Annotated in this window: 19 protein-coding genes; all 19 read right to left on the bottom strand. The window is 41.9% G+C overall.

Features of this window, described 5'->3' with window-relative positions; translation table 11 throughout:
* Nucleotides 1–4 precede the first annotated feature (4 nt).
* The gene (locus AU377_RS12945; RefSeq protein ID WP_067408183.1) at nucleotides 5–799 is read right to left on the bottom strand and encodes a phosphatidate cytidylyltransferase; all 795 of its coding nucleotides are present in this window, start codon (nucleotides 797–799) and stop codon (nucleotides 5–7) included.
* Entirely contained in the window at nucleotides 796–1590 is a 795-nt protein-coding gene (locus AU377_RS12940; RefSeq protein WP_067408182.1) for an isoprenyl transferase, read from the bottom strand. The genes AU377_RS12945 and AU377_RS12940 overlap by 4 nt, the downstream gene beginning before the upstream one ends.
* Nucleotides 1591–1786: 196 nt before the next feature.
* Nucleotides 1787–2344: a ribosome recycling factor gene (gene frr, locus AU377_RS12935; protein ID WP_067408181.1), complete on the bottom strand. Its 558-nt coding sequence runs from the start codon at nucleotides 2342–2344 to the stop codon at nucleotides 1787–1789.
* The gene (pyrH, locus tag AU377_RS12930; protein WP_067408180.1) at nucleotides 2344–3069 is read right to left on the bottom strand and encodes a UMP kinase; all 726 of its coding nucleotides are present in this window, start codon (nucleotides 3067–3069) and stop codon (nucleotides 2344–2346) included. The genes frr and pyrH overlap by 1 nt, the downstream gene beginning before the upstream one ends.
* Before the next feature lie 72 nt (nucleotides 3070–3141).
* Nucleotides 3142–4026, bottom strand: coding sequence for a translation elongation factor Ts (tsf, locus tag AU377_RS12925; RefSeq protein ID WP_067408179.1), 885 nt, complete (start codon nucleotides 4024–4026; stop codon nucleotides 3142–3144).
* Between the two features lie 82 nt (nucleotides 4027–4108).
* A complete protein-coding gene (gene rpsB, locus AU377_RS12920; RefSeq protein WP_067408178.1) occupies nucleotides 4109–4840 on the bottom strand; it encodes a 30S ribosomal protein S2 in 732 nt (243 codons plus the stop codon).
* Nucleotides 4841–4982: 142 nt separating this feature from the next.
* Nucleotides 4983–5474: a hypothetical protein gene (locus AU377_RS12915; protein ID WP_067408177.1), complete on the bottom strand. Its 492-nt coding sequence runs from the start codon at nucleotides 5472–5474 to the stop codon at nucleotides 4983–4985.
* Complete coding sequence (locus tag AU377_RS12910; RefSeq protein ID WP_067408176.1) at nucleotides 5475–6245, bottom strand: FliA/WhiG family RNA polymerase sigma factor; 771 nt, start codon at nucleotides 6243–6245, stop codon at nucleotides 5475–5477.
* Between the two features lie 18 nt (nucleotides 6246–6263).
* On the bottom strand, nucleotides 6264–6761 hold the full coding sequence (locus AU377_RS12905) for a chemotaxis protein CheD (RefSeq protein ID WP_067408175.1): 498 nt from the start codon (nucleotides 6759–6761) through the stop codon (nucleotides 6264–6266).
* Entirely contained in the window at nucleotides 6762–7397 is a 636-nt protein-coding gene (locus AU377_RS12900) for a chemotaxis protein CheC (protein WP_067408174.1), read from the bottom strand. It lies immediately after the preceding gene.
* Nucleotides 7390–7857 carry a chemotaxis protein CheW gene (locus tag AU377_RS12895; RefSeq protein ID WP_067408173.1) on the bottom strand — a complete coding sequence of 156 codons (468 nt, stop codon included), beginning with the start codon at nucleotides 7855–7857 and terminating at the stop codon, nucleotides 7390–7392. Before AU377_RS12895 ends, AU377_RS12900 begins: the two co-directional genes overlap by 8 nt.
* A 16-nt stretch (nucleotides 7858–7873) precedes the next feature.
* The gene (locus AU377_RS12890) at nucleotides 7874–9895 is read right to left on the bottom strand and encodes a chemotaxis protein CheA (protein WP_067408172.1); all 2022 of its coding nucleotides are present in this window, start codon (nucleotides 9893–9895) and stop codon (nucleotides 7874–7876) included.
* Nucleotides 9896–9907: 12 nt separating this feature from the next.
* A complete protein-coding gene (locus AU377_RS12885) occupies nucleotides 9908–10972 on the bottom strand; it encodes a chemotaxis response regulator protein-glutamate methylesterase (protein ID WP_067408171.1) in 1065 nt (354 codons plus the stop codon).
* A gap of 1 nt (nucleotide 10973) precedes the next feature.
* Nucleotides 10974–11840, bottom strand: a complete 867-nt coding sequence (locus AU377_RS12880) for a MinD/ParA family protein (RefSeq protein WP_067408170.1) — start codon at nucleotides 11838–11840, stop codon at nucleotides 10974–10976.
* Nucleotides 11833–12945 carry a flagellar biosynthesis protein FlhF gene (gene flhF / locus AU377_RS12875; protein ID WP_067408169.1) on the bottom strand — a complete coding sequence of 371 codons (1113 nt, stop codon included), beginning with the start codon at nucleotides 12943–12945 and terminating at the stop codon, nucleotides 11833–11835. The genes AU377_RS12880 and flhF overlap by 8 nt, the downstream gene beginning before the upstream one ends.
* Complete coding sequence (flhA, locus tag AU377_RS12870; RefSeq protein ID WP_067408168.1) at nucleotides 12945–14975, bottom strand: flagellar biosynthesis protein FlhA; 2031 nt, start codon at nucleotides 14973–14975, stop codon at nucleotides 12945–12947. Before flhA ends, flhF begins: the two co-directional genes overlap by 1 nt.
* A 28-nt stretch (nucleotides 14976–15003) precedes the next feature.
* Nucleotides 15004–16086, bottom strand: coding sequence for a flagellar biosynthesis protein FlhB (gene flhB / locus AU377_RS12865; protein ID WP_067408167.1), 1083 nt, complete (start codon nucleotides 16084–16086; stop codon nucleotides 15004–15006).
* 1 nt (nucleotide 16087) lies between these two features.
* On the bottom strand, nucleotides 16088–16864 hold the full coding sequence (gene fliR, locus AU377_RS12860) for a flagellar biosynthetic protein FliR (protein WP_067408166.1): 777 nt from the start codon (nucleotides 16862–16864) through the stop codon (nucleotides 16088–16090).
* Nucleotides 16865–16868: 4 nt separating this feature from the next.
* The gene (fliQ, locus tag AU377_RS12855) at nucleotides 16869–17138 is read right to left on the bottom strand and encodes a flagellar biosynthesis protein FliQ (RefSeq protein WP_067408165.1); all 270 of its coding nucleotides are present in this window, start codon (nucleotides 17136–17138) and stop codon (nucleotides 16869–16871) included.
* Between the last annotated feature and the right edge of the window lie 7 nt (nucleotides 17139–17145).

The raw sequence follows: 17145 nt of genomic DNA, 5'->3' as shown, positions 1-17145 counted from the left end.
TCTTTTAACCAACAAAATGAAGAAAGTGAAGTAGCGGCAGTACAAAAAGCAGACTATCGAACCTGTCCAAAATTCCACCATGTCCAGGTAACAGCTTCCCAGAATCCTTCACATTGTAATGTCTTTTTAATGCAGACTCTACAAGATCACCCAACTGGCCAACAATTGAAGCGATGAGCGTCACGAAAATAAGAACGATGTACGAAGGTGCGATTGGATAAAGCAATTGAAAAACACATGCAAAAACGATGGCTGACAATATGCCACCGACGAAACCTTCAATTGTTTTATTTGGCGAAATATCCGGCCACAGTTTGCGTTTCCCAATTTTTCTTCCAATAAAGTAAGCGCCCGAATCGGTTGTCCAAATAACGATAAGTGCATATACAACGTATTCAATGCCGTACAGTCTTGTTTCGTTAAAATAATAAAAGCCAATCCCCACATAAAGAGCCGCTAAAACTGAAAAGGCCGCATGGTCAAACGTATACCGATTTTTCACAATAACTGTGTACGTTAATAAAATAAGGACAACCGCAAACGCCATCTCAACTTTCGTATAGTTCCAAGCTTGGAGAAGAAATGACTCCCAATGAGCGGGCATTAACAGAACCGCAAGAATAAACCAGGTCAATAGACCTTCAATGGATAACAAGTGAATTTCTCTCATCCGAAGCAGTTCGAATAAACCGATCGTAGCGATGGCATAAATCACTATAGTAAATGGCAACCCGCCAACGACAACAAAAGGTACGAATAAGGCGAACGCAATAATCGCCGTTAAAATTCTCTGTTTCAAGCGTTGCCCTCTCCTTCTACATTCCCAAAACGTCTATTGCGCAATTGGAATTCTTCGATTGCATTCAACATACAAACCTCATCAAAATCTGGCCAATAAACATCTGTAAAAGATAATTCTGCGTAAGCCAGCTGCCATAGCATAAAATTCGATAAGCGAACTTCTCCGCTCGTTCGAATGAGCAAGTCAGGCTCTGGTAAGTGCTTCGTCATTAGATGCGTTTCAATTAAGGATTCATTAATATCTTCCGATGAAATGGATCCACTTTCAACCAGCTTTGCAATGGCTTTCACACTTTCAGTAATTTCAAGTCGACTGCCATAATTCATCGCAAAATTCAACGTCATGCCTGTATTATTTACCGTATCTTCCATCGCTTTTTGAATTGCCTGTTTCGTATGCCTTGGTAACATATCAATATTACCAATCATTTCCACTTTAACATTTTGTTCGATAAGCTCCGGAAGATAAGTGCTTAAAAACTCCCCTGGTAGTTTCATTAAAAAGTCAATCTCTAACTTGGGACGTTTCCAATTCTCCGTAGAGAAAGCGTATAGTGTAAGCACTTTTATGCCGATATCGTTGGCAATCCGTGTTATTTTACGAACCGTCTTCATCCCTTCATGGTGACCCGCGACTCTTGGTAAATTACGCTGTTTTGCCCATCTGCCATTACCGTCCATTATAATCGCCACGTGGGCAGGGATATGCCTATTTTGAATGCCGGAGATCCGATTTGCAATCGAATGATCTGACACCACGTTTTTTTTTCGCAATAATTTTTCAAGCATGTCGGTTCCTCCACTCGGCTACTTTTCTGAGCAAGTACATCCTCTATCGTATCAAATTGAGTACTAAATTTCATTCCTTAATAGGCGCTATTACTATAAATGAAAAAAACACAGAAAAAATGCATCTAATTTTGTAACGGACAACAAAAAAGACGTCCTGAAATTAGGACGCCTCAAAATATAGAAAGTTCTTCTATCAGATTTCCATGATTTCGTTTTCTTTGTCTTTTGCAATTTGGTCAATTTTCTCAATATAGGAATCTGTCATCTTTTGAATGTCATCGCCATTACGGTGCAGCTCATCTTCAGTGATGTCACCATTTTTTTCTAACTTCTTGAAATCCTCATTTGCATCGCGACGAACATTTCGAATCGCAACTTTCGCATCTTCAGATTCTTTTTTCACAAGTTTTACAAGGTCTTTACGACGCTCTTCTGTCAACGCCGGGATCGCAAGGCGAATAACAGAACCATCATTCGTTGGTGTAATGCCAATATCTGATTTCAAGATCGCTTTTTCGATTTCGCCTAAAGTAGACTTATCATACGGTTGAATGACTAGTAAACGCGCTTCTGGCACAGAAATACCTGCCATTTGGTTTAATGGGGTAGGCGCACCATAGTATAGAACTGATATTCTATCCAATAACGAAGCGTTCGCACGCCCTGCACGGATCGATGCAAGTTCTCTCGTATAAGCACCAACCGCCTTATCCATTCTCTCTTTCGCTTGATCCATCACTGCTTTCGCCATTACATATTCCTCCTGACGACTGTCCCGATCGGTTCACCGAGGACAGCTTTTTTAATATTACCATTCTCCATAATCGAGAATACTACGAGCGGGATGTCATTGTCCATACATAAGGTTGAAGCTGTTGCATCCATTACTTCAAGTCCTTTATTAATAACTTCTATAAATGAAAGCTCAGTAAATTTCACAGCTGTATGATCCTTCATCGGATCCGCGGAGTAGACACCGTCCACATTATTTTTTGCCATCAAAATGACATCCGCTTCAATTTCCGCTGCCCGTAATGCGGCAGTTGTATCCGTTGAGAAGTATGGATTTCCAGTGCCTGCTGCAAAAATGACGACACGTTTTTTTTCGAGGTGACGAATCGCTTTACGGCGTATGTATGGTTCTGCCACCTGACGCATTTCAATGGAAGATGATACACGAGTTTCAACGCCAAGCTTTTCAAGCGAATCTTGCAAAGCTAAAGAATTCATAACCGTTGCAAGCATCCCCATATAGTCTGCCGTTGCACGATCCATGCCCATCTCACTGCCCACTTTTCCACGCCAAATGTTGCCGCCACCGACGACAACAGCCACTTCAACACCAAGGTCGACGACGTCTTTTACTTGTGCAGCAACCGTTTTGATGATTTCGGGGGCTAAGCCAAATCCTTTTTCACCTGATAATGCTTCACCGCTTAACTTCAATACGATTCGTTTGTATTTTGGGATGCTCATTTGTACCCTCCATCTACTGAGTTTTCTCAAAAATAGGGAACACATGAATGTGTTCCCTAATCTTTTTTTGAATTAGTTACCTTTTACTTGGCTCATTACTTCATCTGCAAAGTTTTCTTCGCGTTTTTCAAGACCTTCACCCACTGCATAGCGAATGAATTCTTTTAATGTACCGCCAGCAGCTTTGACAAAATCGCCGACTTTCTGGTCAGGGTTTTTAACAAATGCTTGATCTAGCACACAGATTTCTTCAAAGTATTTACCGATACGACCTTCAACCATTTTAGCAACAATGTTTTCAGGCTTACCTTCGTTTAGTGCTTGTTCAGTTAATACTTTACGCTCACGCTCAACTTCTTCTTCAGAAACTTGATCACGTGATACATATTTTGGATTTAAAGCTGCAACGTGCATCGCAACGTCTTTTGCAACTTCTGCATCAGTTGAACCTTCAAGGATTGTAAGAACGCCAATGCGGCCGCCCATGTGCAAGTATGGACCAAATGCATCGTTGTCTGTTTTTGTACGGATTTCAAAACGACGAAGTGTAATTTTTTCACCAATTTTCGCAACAGCGTTTGAAATATGGTCTGCTACAGACAAGCCGCTAGCCATTTTGGATTCAAGTGCTTCTTCAACTGAAGCAGGCTTCGTAGAAAGAAGATGCTCAGCAAGTTCTTTAACAAGTGTTTGGAAACCTTCGTTTTTCGCTACAAAGTCAGTTTCAGCGTTCACTTCAAGAAGGATCGCTTCGTTTCCTTCTACAAGGATGTGCGTTGTACCTTCCGCTGCGATACGATCCGCTTTTTTCGCTGCGCTTGAAAGACCTTTTTCACGCAAGAAGTCGATTGCTGCTTCCATATCACCATTTACTTCAGTAAGTGCTTTTTTGCAGTCCATCATACCTGCGCCTGTTTTTTCACGTAATTCTTTTACCATTTGTGCCGTAATTGCCATGATTACATTCCTCCTGTATGTAGTTTATTCCTAAAAAAGACGATAAGGGGGTAGGCCGCTTATCGTCACTCATTTACTCATTTCACTCTGCAGCTACTGTTTCTTCTTCAACCGTTTCAGCTACGTCATCTTCGCCCTGTCTTGACTCGATTAAAGCATCGGCCATTTTGCTTGTCAATAGACGAACTGCACGAATCGCATCATCGTTTGCAGGGATTACATAGTCGATCTCATCTGGATCACAGTTTGTATCAACAATTCCAACAAGTGGAATGTTCAATTTGATCGCTTCTGCTACCGCAATACGCTCTTTGCGTGGGTCAACAACGAACATAACGTCTGGTAGTGCTTTCATATCACGGATTCCGCCAAGGAATTTAACGAGGCGTTCGTGTTCTTTTTTAAGTTGTGATACTTCTTTTTTAGGCAATACATCGAATGTGCCGTCTTCTTCCATACGCTCGATGTCTTTAAGACGTGCTACACGCTTTTGAATTGTACCAAAGTTTGTAAGTGTTCCACCCAACCAACGTTGGTTAATGTAGTACATTCCTGCACGTTCTGCTTCTTCTTTAATTGCGTCTTGTGCTTGTTTTTTCGTACCAACGAATAGTACTTTTCCACCATCCGCACCAACTTGGCGCATGAAATCGTAAGCTTCTTCAAGCTTTTTCACCGTCTTTTGAAGATCGATGATGTAGATACCGTTACGTTCCACGAAAATATATTTTTTCATTTTCGGGTTCCAACGACGTGTTTGGTGACCGAAGTGTACACCTGCTTCAAGCAGTTGTTTCATTGAGATTACTGACATTTGTGATTCCTCCTATTTGGTTTGTTTCCTCCGTGCAGTTCATCCGGCGGAGCGACTTTTCAGCACCTTCTCCATCGTCCTTGCACGTGTGTAGTAATACCGTTAGATAATATAACATAGGCATTATTCGTTTGCAACTATTTCACTTGAATTTTAGCATGAGCTCCACTTCTGTTTGACCTTTTTGAAGTTTTTTTGCAATTTCTTCAATGGACATGCCTGCTTTGTGTAAAGTGAGCACTTGTGAAAGCGTATCTGTTTCGTTATGTTCATCAGTTTTTTTTACCTGTGGCTGTTGATTGGCTGTTGATTGATAAGATTTTAACGCTAAATGGATCGGTTTTTTCGGTGCAGCAGCGATTGCTTCTTCCCGCGACTCTTTAATAGCCGCTACTTTCTCGTTAACTTCACTGCTTTTGGCAGAAGCCGTTTTTGCACTTAACCGTTCAATAAGCTTTTCATTCTCATCCTTTAATTCCGCTAGGTAAGCAATGAGCGTATCATTCAACTCCTCCATTACCTGTTGTTGCCTTTTTTCAAATAAGTCCATTTTAGATGTTTTCATGTAAAGTAATGCAAGTACGTAAAATCCAATAACCTGTAAAACAAATAATAATATAACGAATAGTACCATTTAAATCACCCTGCCGCCGATTACTTCTGGTGCCAGCATCTTTCGTAATTTCGTCAATGCTTTAGAGTGGATTTGAGAAATTCGCGAGGTAGATAAGCTTAAAATTTCCCCGATTTCAGTTAATGTCATCTCATCACTATAAAATAGGTTCAATACAATTTGCTCATTTTCGGTTAATCGCTCTATCATTATAGCCAGATCACCGACCAACTCATCCATGACAAGTTGCTGCTCGGGTGTTTTCTCATGCTCGTCTTCTATGACAAACGTTTTCGGGTCGTCTTCACTTCCTTCATTTATTTGCTCGTCCACAGATAAAACATTTGAAAAATATTGCTCTTGTATCGTTTGTTCGACTTCCTCTGAGCTGACATTCATATGATCGGCAATTTCATAAACAGTCGCATGCCGCATAAGCTGCTGTTCCAGCTTCATCTTTTCCTCTTCTAGTCGTTTAGACTTCTCCCTTAGGGACCTTGGCAACCAATCCTCTTTGCGCAAACCATCGATAATCGATCCACGAATTCGAAAGGAGGCATATGTGTCAAATTTTAAATCTCTACTGGGATCAAATTTAGTCAGCGCGTCAAAAAGTCCTTGATAGCCTAGGCTCATGAGTTCACTTCGCGATATATTCGCAGGGAGCCCCGAACCGATTCTTTGGACGTGGTAAGTAACAAGAGGGGTATATTTCCTCGCAAGGAAATCTCCCGCCTCTGAGTCACGATTATGAATCCAAAGCTTCCAGCAAGCATCTTCTGTCAACTCCATCGGAATTCCCTCCCCGACCTAAAGTTCCTGATTTCCTTTGTTTACTGTTCGCACATGTAAAATGGATGTCTCCGTATCAAATTCAATCGTTCGCCCATTTGTGCCGCCGGTATCTTCTGCAATGAGCGGTATTCTACATCGCTTCAATTCTTCTTTCACGGCTTCTATATTACGATGACCGATTCGAAACGACTCATTAGAACCCAACTGAAACATTTGAGCCCCGCCTGCAATTTTTGCTCTTAATGCAGATGTTCTTGCCCCTTTTGCTTCTAATGCGTCAATCAATGCCGGAACACCCGTATTTGCAAACTTCGCCTTATTGAAATCGGTGGATTTTGCCAGCTCTGAATTTGGGAGCATGACATGGAGCAATCCCGCTATCCTTTTCATTTCATCATATAACACAACCCCAACGCATGAACCAAGCCCGATCGTCCGAATGGTTCCACCTGGTCCAACAACATTCATATCGGCTATGCCTACACGAACAACCTCTTTTATAAATACATCCATTTACAACACACCTAGCGAGCGAAAGATTGTTTGATAAGAAGGCGGATCAGGCAACAGGAAAAAACGACCTTCTATAGATGTATCCCGGGCTTCTCCCGCTTCCTCAATTTGCGTATTGATGACGATGATTTCATCACTATATCGGGAAGCTTCGATAAGACCATAACTAACAATCGCCCCAACCATATCAAACCCTATCGATGGGACAGTGGGGGTGATCTTAAGTTTTGTAAAATCGGACAAGGCAGATAAGTATGAACCAGCCAAAATGTTGCCAACTTCTTGCAGTGCCGAAATGCCGAGCTCATTAGACAACGGATCACACTTTTCATCCTTATAGGATTCGGACAATAATAGCCGAATCAAATGATTGGCGGAATCCAATGGTAGGACAAAAAACATATTTCCTGTTAGGTCTCCCTCAATCCGCAGATAAATGCCTGCCACGACAGTTTCGGCCCCGCCTGCAACTTCAAACATTTCATCAAAGGAGACAAGCTCTACATTGGGTACATGCATATCGATCTTTCTTGCGAGTAAAGTTGATAATGCTGTCGCGGCATGGGCAGCACCGATATTCCCAATTTCTTCTAGAACATCCAAATGCAAGTCCGTTAACCTATATTGTTCATCCATCATTTGTATCTCCTCGCTTGATCGGTTCGAGCAATTTTTCTAGATCAAGCATGACGAACAATCGCTTGTCCACCTTAGCAACACCGGAAATAAACGCTGATGCTACGGTTCCGACGACTTCAGGCTGCGGCTCTATGGCAGTGACTGGAAGATCGATTACGTCATTTGCGGCATCTACAATTAGACCTACATCGTATTTCTCTAGTGTCACGATAATGATTCGGGTTTGTTCATCCATTTCTTTTGGTGCTAGGTCGAGCTTTTCACGTAAATCGATAATTGGTGTTACAACGCCTCGCAAGTTAATAACACCTTTTACAAAGGAGGGAGCATTCGGAACTCGCGTAATCGACTGCATCCTTTCGATCGACTGAATGAATTGCACACCTACTGCATATTCTTTTTCTTCTAGTTGAAACACAATCACTTTCATCGCTTTTTGTTCTACCGGTATCGTCATAATTTGTCACTCCCGCCTATTTAATCAATGCATTGTAATCTACAATGAGCGCAACTTGTCCATTGCCAAGAATTGTCGCACCTGAAACAGCGAAGATGGACTGCAAATAATTGCCGAGCGATTTTAACACAATTTCTTGTTGACCGATGAACGAATCGACAACTAAAGCCGCAAGCTGATCACCTTTTCGAATAATGACAACGGAATAATAATCATCTTCCTGCTGTTCTCTTGGAAGGTCGAAAATATCTTTTAAAAATACGATCGGAACGATTGAGCCTCTAAAATCAATCACTTGCTGATGATGTACATCCATCACTTCGGACCTATGAATAACAGCCGTTTCGATAATAGAGGAAAGAGGAACTGCATACACTTCAGTCCCCAGTTCCACAAGCAAGACGGAAATAATAGACAAAGTCAATGGAAGCTGTACTTGGAATAAGGATCCCTGTCCGCTAGTTGAACGTATGGAAATGGATCCACCGAGTGATTCAATCGTTGTTTTCACAACATCAAGCCCCACACCTCTGCCAGATACGTCTGAAATCTCTTCTGCAGTGGAAAAACCCGAAGATAATATAAGTTCTGCTACTTGGTGATCCGTCATCGAGTCGGTCATCTCAGGCGACACCAGTCCATTCGCAATTGCTTTTTCCAGGACTTTTTCGCGATTGATACCCGCACCATCATCTTCTAGTTCAATAAATACATGATTACCAGAATGATAAGCACGTAATGTGATGTTTCCTTCCATTGGCTTTCCTTGTGCGGCCCTCTCTGCCGGTGATTCAATGCCATGATCCAACGCATTACGGATTAGATGAACTAACGGATCGCCAATTTCATCAATGACTGTACGATCTAGTTCCGTTTCAGCACCGACAATTGTCAGTTTGATCTTTTTATCTAGTTCTCGCGCCAATTGGCGAACCATTTTTGGAAAGCGATTAAAGACTGTTTCAATCGGAATCATCCGCATGTTTAAAATGATGCTTTGAAGATCACCAGACACCCGCGTCATTCGTTCAACCGTTTCTGTCAATTCCGGATTTTGTAATGTCCCGGCAATTGATTGCAACCGTCCCCGATCAATGACAAGCTCTTCAAATAAATTCATCAACCCATCTAGCCGATCAATATTAACACGGATTGTTTTGGATACGGCATGAAGTCCTGTGGGTTGATTGCCTCTCTCAGATAAGACAGGTTTTTCCGGTTGAGGATGGCCTGTCTCCGATTGGCTGCCTAGTTGCTGCTCGATCACTTTCTCTTCGGCCGGGGCAGCTTCATTTTGCACGGGATGAATGGATACTTTTTCCACTTCAGATACTTTTTGAATTAGTGATTGGATTTTGTCTACACTTTCATTTGTTAATAAAACAAGTAAAAACCGCTGCCCGAAATCTTCATTTTCCAGCTGTTCGACACCCGGTTCTGTTTTGATCACTTCACCGTGTTTTTCTAACACTTCAAAAACCATAAAAACCCGTGCTGCTTTCAGCAAACAATCTTCCCGCAGTTCGACTTGGATTTCGAAAGCTGAAAAACCTTGTTCCAATGACTGAGCGATAACAGTTCGCTCAAACTCATCGTAGTGCAACTGCGCGGCTTCAACGTCGGAAACGGTCGTTGCCGCTGTTTCCTCGATAGAACTGTTTCCAGACTCTATTTCCTTTAGTCGTTTCACAAGCAATTGGACATCTTTTTTACCGCTTCCGCCAGATGCAATATCGATCACCATTTCTTCCAATACATCGACCGATTGAAATACGACGTCTAGCAAGTTTGTCGTCACGCCCAGTTGTTCGTTTCGAATCCGGTCAAGTATATTTTCCATCTCATGCGTTAAATGGGCGATATCATCATAGCCCATTGTCGCAGACATGCCTTTTAATGTATGGGCCGAACGAAATATTTCGTTCACAATGCCAATATCCTCTGGATGATTTTCCAGCGCCAATAGTTGCTCGTTACACGACTGTAGATGTTCTTTACTTTCTTCGATGAACATTTCTAAATACTGACTCGTATCCAATTGAAACACCCCTTACGATTTGATCAAATCTATCAAGTACTTTGGAATGTCTTGCACATCAGCAACCATGTCCGCAAGTCCCGCTTCAATAACCGCTTTGGGCATTCCAAAAACAACTGATGAAGATTCACTTTCGGCAATTGAAACCGTTTTGACGGATTTTTTCAATAACTTTAGTCCACGCATTCCATCTTGCCCCATGCCGGTCATGACAACAGCAGCCACATTCAAATTTTCATATTGAGCAGCAGACTCAAACAGCACATCGACAGACGGACGATGGCCCATTCGTGGTGACCGTTCATTGTCCAAGTTGACGCAATAACTTGTCCCTACCTTTTTGATGGATAAATGATAGTTCCCCGGCGCTATATAAGCTGTGCCATTTACTAGCAATTCTCCATCTTCAGCTTCTTTCACATGAATGTCACATAGTCCGTTTAATCGATTTGCAAGTGATTTTGTAAAACCAGCAGGCATATGCTGGACGACTAAAATAGGCGCTTGAATCGTAGCAGGCAGTTTTTTCAAGGCTTCTTGCAAAGCCCTCGGTCCACCGGTCGATGTGCCGATTAAAATAACTGTTTTGCCAACGTTATAAAATGCGGGTGTTACACTGTTGAAATCTTTTTTTAAGATGTCTTTTTTTCTAGTCAATGATGTTCGTTGGACTTGCAAAGCAGCTAAAACTTTCTGGATGATTTCGTCTTTCACATCGTGAAGATTTAACGAGATGGCTCCCCCGGGCTTTGCGATGAAATCGACCGCTCCATATTCGAGGGCAAGCATCGTGTTTTCTGCCCCATCTGTCGTTGTACTTGACAACATAACGATAGGAACCGGAGTGTGCGCCATAATTTCACGCACAGCATCCAATCCATTCATTACAGGCATTTCAATATCCATCGTAACGACATCTGGCTTGAGTGCCTTCACTTTCTCAACAGCCTCTTTACCATTCCGAGCAACCCCAATCACTTCAAGAGATGGGTGACCCGTTAAAAAGTCTGTCAGAAGTTTCCGCATAAATGCCGAGTCGTCTACGATCAGCACTTTTTTACGAATTAGGGCATTCAATTCAAATCTTCTCCTTCCAAAAGATCATTTTTAACTTATGAAGAAATCGCTCTGACCCCGTTTGTGATTCTGGCGTTTCGACGTTCGTAAAAACTTCTGCAATTGCTCGAATTCTTTTTGAAATGGGTGCATTCGGATACATGAACAAATACGGCCGCTGTACGTGAACGGCTGCGGGAACAGCGGGATCTTCGGGAAGAAATCCAAGTATATTCGTTTCTTTGTCTAAAAATTTTCGCATCGCATATTGGAGTCTAACCATGGCATCTTGTCCATCATTTCCTCTCGTTACACGATTGCCGACAAGGTGAAACGTTTTGTTTAAATCTTTCATACAAACAAATTTCATCATCGAGTAGGCATCGGTTATGGAGGTCGGTTCAGATGTAGACAACACGATTATTTCATCGACTGCCACAAGCAATTCAATGACGCGTGTTGTCGCGCCTGCCCCCATATCAAAAAGAATAAAATCATACGCCTGCTGCAGCTCACTAAATGCATCGATTAGTCTAAGAAATGAACTTTCTGACCACTCCATAACTGTTTCTAATCCTGATCCGCCGGATATGAACGCCAAACCATCTTTCGTTTGCTGAATGACATCCGATAACTCTTTCATCCCTTCCAAGTATTGCTGCAAGCTGCCCGCCGGAGATTCACCGAGCAATATATGAATATTCCCCATTCCAATATCCATGTCAAAGATTAAAACTTTTTGTCCTTTTTCTATCAGTGCATAAGCAAAGTTAATCGTAAAGTTTGATTTACCGACGCCGCCTTTTCCACTTACTACTGCGATGGAACGCCCTATTTTTGCTTCTGATCGTTGCATTTGACGTCTTAAATTTTCCGCTTGATCATACATATGGCGAATCCTTTACGAATCGCGATAGGACGAGATCAGGGGTAGCTTCCATCAGATCTTCAGGCACTTCTTGACCGTCTGTGAAATAAGCCGCACCGATTCTGTAATCTCGCATTAAATGGAACATAGCGCCAATCGTCTCCGTTTCATCTATCTTTGTGAAAATAAATTTTTCGATCGGAATGACCCGAAATTGATCAACCACTTTTCGCATATCTTCTTCCTTTGACGTCATCGAAAGGACTAGATAAGATTCCATATCAAGAGAGAAATCCAATAGACTGGATAAATCCTCAACATACTTTTCTTCCTTATAGTTCCTGCCTGCTGTATCAATAAAAACAAGGTCGCGATCCGCTAATTTTTCAATCGCACGCTGCAAATCCTCTCGGTTATATACGACCTCAACAGGTGCTTGTAATAGATTAGCGTATGTACGCAATTGTTCAATGGCCGCAATTCGGTACGTATCAGTCGTGATAAATCCTACCTTTTTTTTCTTTTCAAGAACGGCGCGTGCAGCAATTTTCGCAATCGTTGTTGTTTTGCCGACGCCAGTTGGTCCAACGACATTAATATATTTCTTTTTCATAGATAGACCACCAAATGGCAAATCGGCAATTTCCGTTAAAAGCTTTTCTTGCACAATGCGCGGCAATGCTGAACCGCTAATATCTTTCTTTGCAGCTTTTAATATTTTCTGAAGGTCATTGCCAAGCTCGACAACGAAATGGTGATGTAGGCCTTGGTTTTCTAAATGCATAAGCATTGGTTTTAACTCGCTTGGGAGCTGAGCATATTCAGATGTTTGTTGAAGTTGTTGAAGCATCTTTTTAATATCAGAAATCTCTTTGTCGACATCTGTTGATACAGCTGCATGGACCGGCTTTTGGTGATCAGGTTCCGAAACACGATGTTTGGATTTATCTGTCGAGAGTTGCTCATATCCGGCGACTACTTCTACAGATTTCTTACGAAACAATCCGAAAACCCCTTTGGATTGAACGAGATTTGAGCTTAGAATGATCGCGTCCTCTCCCAAATCAGATCGCACTTTTTGAAGTGCATCCACCATTGTATTTGCAGTATACTTTTTTGTCTTCATTAACAATCCACCACCCCAATGCTCTGAACTTCAATAGATGCCTCGAGCTCATTGTATGATAATACTGGAATTTGCGGAAAATACCGTTCAGTAAGTTGCCGTAAGTACATTCGAATAGCTGGCGAACAAAGGATGACGGGTGATTGATCCATCAATGAGACCCTTTCTACTTCACCCGCGATCGTTTCCACAATTTCCTGTGATTGGCTCGGATCGATCGTCAAATAGTTCCCTTGTTCGGTTTGTTGAATATGGTCGGCAATAAGCTTTTCTACTTTTCCTGACACCGTCAACACTTTTAACGTTTGGCCGGCAGCGGCATATTGCCCTGTAATTTGTCTTGCAAGAGATTGCCGAACATATTCCGTTAAAACGTCTACATCTGACGTGTATTTTGAATAGTCGGCGAGTGTCTCAAAGATCATCGCTAAATTCCGAATGGAAACATGCTCCCTTAGTAATTTAGCAAGCACTTTTTGAATTTCCCCGATAGATAATGGCGTCGGCGTCAGTTCGTCTACAAGAATTGGATACGTTTCACGCACATGTTCGACGAGTTGTTGTGTTTCTTGTCGGCCGATTAAATCAGCGGCATTTGCCCGAATGACTTCTGTTAAATGTGTGGACACAACACTTGGCGGATCTACAACGGTATACCCTTGTATCTCTGCATCTTCCTTGACATCTTCTGTAATCCATTTGGCCGGAAGACCGAATGACGGCTCAATCGTCTCAATTCCTTGAATGGAATCATCTCCGCCTGGGCTCATCGCCAAATAGTGATCTAACAACAACTCCCCCTTTGCCATTTCGCTCCCTTTAATCTTAATCCGATATTCGTTCGGTTGAAGTTGAATATTATCCCGAATACGGACGACAGGAATAACAAGGCCGAGTTCTATGGCCAATTGTCTGCGGATCATCACGACCCGATCCAATAAATCTCCGCCTTGCATGGCATCTACCAGCGGAATGAGTCCATATCCAAACTCAAATTCAATCGGATCAATATTCAGTAGGCCAATGACGTTATCAGGGCTTTTCAATTCTTCCGTTTCTGTTTCTTCTTCGATTTCCTTAAGTTCTTCGGGACTTTCCTTGGTCCGTTGTGACATGAAATAGGCGCCAATTGCCAAGGCAGCTGCTATTGGTATTGTCAATAAATCATTGATCGGTGTAGCAAGTCCAAGTAATAATATGGTGGCCGCCGCAATATACAAAAGCTTTGGCTGTCCAAGCAGTTGCTTCGTAATATCGGAACCAAGATTCCCTTCAGAAGCTGCACGTGTGACGACAATTCCAGTCGCTGTTGAAATGAGTAATGCCGGAATTTGAGAAACGATGCCATCCCCAACTGTTAGGAGTGAAAACTTTGTAGCCGCTTCTGCAAAAGGCAGACCCATCTGTACAATACCGATAATGATGCCCACGAGTAAATTGATGATAACAATAATAATACCCGCAATTGCGTCTCCTTTGACGAATTTCGTTGCACCATCCATCGCACCATAAAAGTCCGCTTCATTACTTACTTTCTCACGACGCGTACGGGCCTCAACTTCGGAAATCATCCCCGCATTTAAATCCGCATCAATACTCATTTGCTTACCCGGCATCGCATCGAGCGTGAAGCGGGCAGCCACTTCCGATACCCGTTCGGCTCCTTTTGTGATCACGATGAATTGAATAATGATCAGTATGACGAATACGACAAGACCGACGATCACATTTCCGCCTGTTACAAATGAACCAAACGTATCCACGACGCCCCCTGCGTCACCTTTTGTTAAAATTGCACGCGTCGTCGACACATTGAGTCCGAGGCGAAACAAGGTGAGTAACAAGAGCAGTGAAGGAAAGATGGAAAACTGCAAAGCTTCCTGCATGTTCATAGCTGTCAGTAAAACAATCAATCCAAGTGTGATATTAATAATAATTAAAAAACTAAGAAGCCACGGCGGCAATGGTATGACGAGCATTGCGACAATCATAATAACCGCCGCCAACACTCCAATATCTTTAAACTGCATGCCACCATACCTTCTTTCCTATATAAGCTTATATTTTTCGCTGCATACGATAGACGTATGCTAGTATTTCCGCTATCGCTTTAAAAAATTGTTCTGGAATGCGTTCACCGATGTCCACTTCGTCATAAAGCGATCTTGCCAGTGGTCTATTTTCAACCATGATGACATTGTGTTCGTTCGCAATGATTTTTATTTTTTGTGCTAGAAAATCCACACCTTTTGCCACGACAATCGGTGCATCCATATCTTCATCTTTATATTTTAAGGCGATCGCATAATGTGTCGGGTTCGTAATGACAACATCTGCATGAGGCACCTCCTGCATCATACGTCTCATAGCCGTTTCTCTTTGCAGTTGTTTAATGCGTGACTTAATCAGCGGATCGCCTTCTGTGTTTTTATGTTCATCCTTAATATCCTGTTTGGACATCCGGAGATTTTTTTCATAGTCATATTTTTGATAAAAATAATCCAATATAGAAATGGCTAATAAAACAAAGGATGCTGTAATTCCCATCGTTGCCACAAGCTGTCCAACAATATCTAATGCATCTGCTGGCGTTTTAAACGCTAAACCTAATACCTTATCGATATTTAATAGTAAAATAAGTGTCGTCGCTGAGCCGATCATAGAGATTTTCAGCAATGACTTTAAAAGTTCAATGAGCGCCCGTATGGAAAATATGCGCTTCAGTCCTTTGAGCGGATCGATTTTTTTCAGATCGAATTTTAATGGTTCCGTTGTAAACAGAAGACCAAATTGAAAAAAATTGCCTAGCACTGCGGCGACTACAGCAATTAACATAATCGGCAGCAATATAAAGGCCATTTGCGTAACCATCTCACTATAAATCAGCATTGTTTGTCGCTGATCCAATGGAGATAATTGTACATACTCCGTAAATGCTTGTTGAAAAAAGAGAAAGAATTGATGCTTCATCATCCCTGCTGCAAATAACAGGAACAAAAAGACGACTACGAGTACAATGGCACTCGTAACATCTTGGCTCTTAATAACTTGGCCTTTTTTACGAGAGTCTTGGCGTTTTTTGGGTGTTGCCTTCTCTGTTTTTTCACCTGCAAAAAATTGCAAGTCTAATTTCAACAACATACTAGGCACCTCCGAGGATCACCATCAAATCTCGCATACTCATAATCATCACTTCGATTATACGTTTCATAACCGCGACCATAACAGCAGTCATGATCCATAAAACAATGAAACTGACGCCAATTTTAATGGGAAAACCGACGACAAATATATTTAACTGAGGCACGGTTCTCGCTGTAATGCCTAATGCCAAATCAACGAGAAATAATGTCGCAACAATTGGAATCGACATTTGAAAGGCGATGGCAAATGCAGCGGCAAATGTTTTAATGATCCATTCAGCGAATTGACTACTGCCAAGCGCTGGAATTGCTTGGTCAACAGCGATGAATTGATAACTATAAAAAACACCATCCAGTAATAGATGATGACCATTGACAGCCAAAAGTAATAACAAAGCAAGAATATTAAAAAACTGACCGAGAAGCGGCGACTGAGCCCCAGTTTGGGGATCAATAACGTTCGCGATCGCAAATCCCATTTGAAAATCGATAAATCCGCCGGCAATTTGAATCGCCGCCATAATAATATAGGCAACTAAACCGATGAAAAGGCCGATCATTGCTTCTTTCATGACAAGTAGTATATAGCCATAATCCAACTCAAGCACTGGCATATCAATCGAATAAACGATCATCCAGGAGAGTATTGCCCCAAATAATATCCGTTGTGAAGGGGGGATTGTACGATAAGAGAAGAACGGTAATGTAATAAAAAAAGCAGTAACCCTCGTTAAAATGAGAAAATACGCAGGAAGGGAAGGAATTAGTTCAATCATACGATCACCCAATATACCGCGTTAAATTTTCAAGTAGATCTGTTGTAAAAGTTATGACTGTTGAAAGCATCCACGCCCCAAAGAATATAATCGCAAGAAACACGGCAATAATTTTAGGTACAAATGCCAGTGTCTGTTCTTGAATTTGCGTAGTTGCTTGGAAGATACTGACGGCAAGTCCTGTCACTAATGCCACAATGAGCAGGGGGCCGGAGGTCATTAAAATCACCCAAATGGCACGTTCCGCAATTGATATAACCATTTCTTCCGACATCAAAACC

This window comes from Sporosarcina sp. HYO08, assembly GCF_001563475.1.
Lineage (GTDB): Bacteria > Bacillota > Bacilli > Bacillales_A > Planococcaceae > Sporosarcina.
This window is presented reverse-complemented; position numbering and strand designations above follow the sequence as displayed.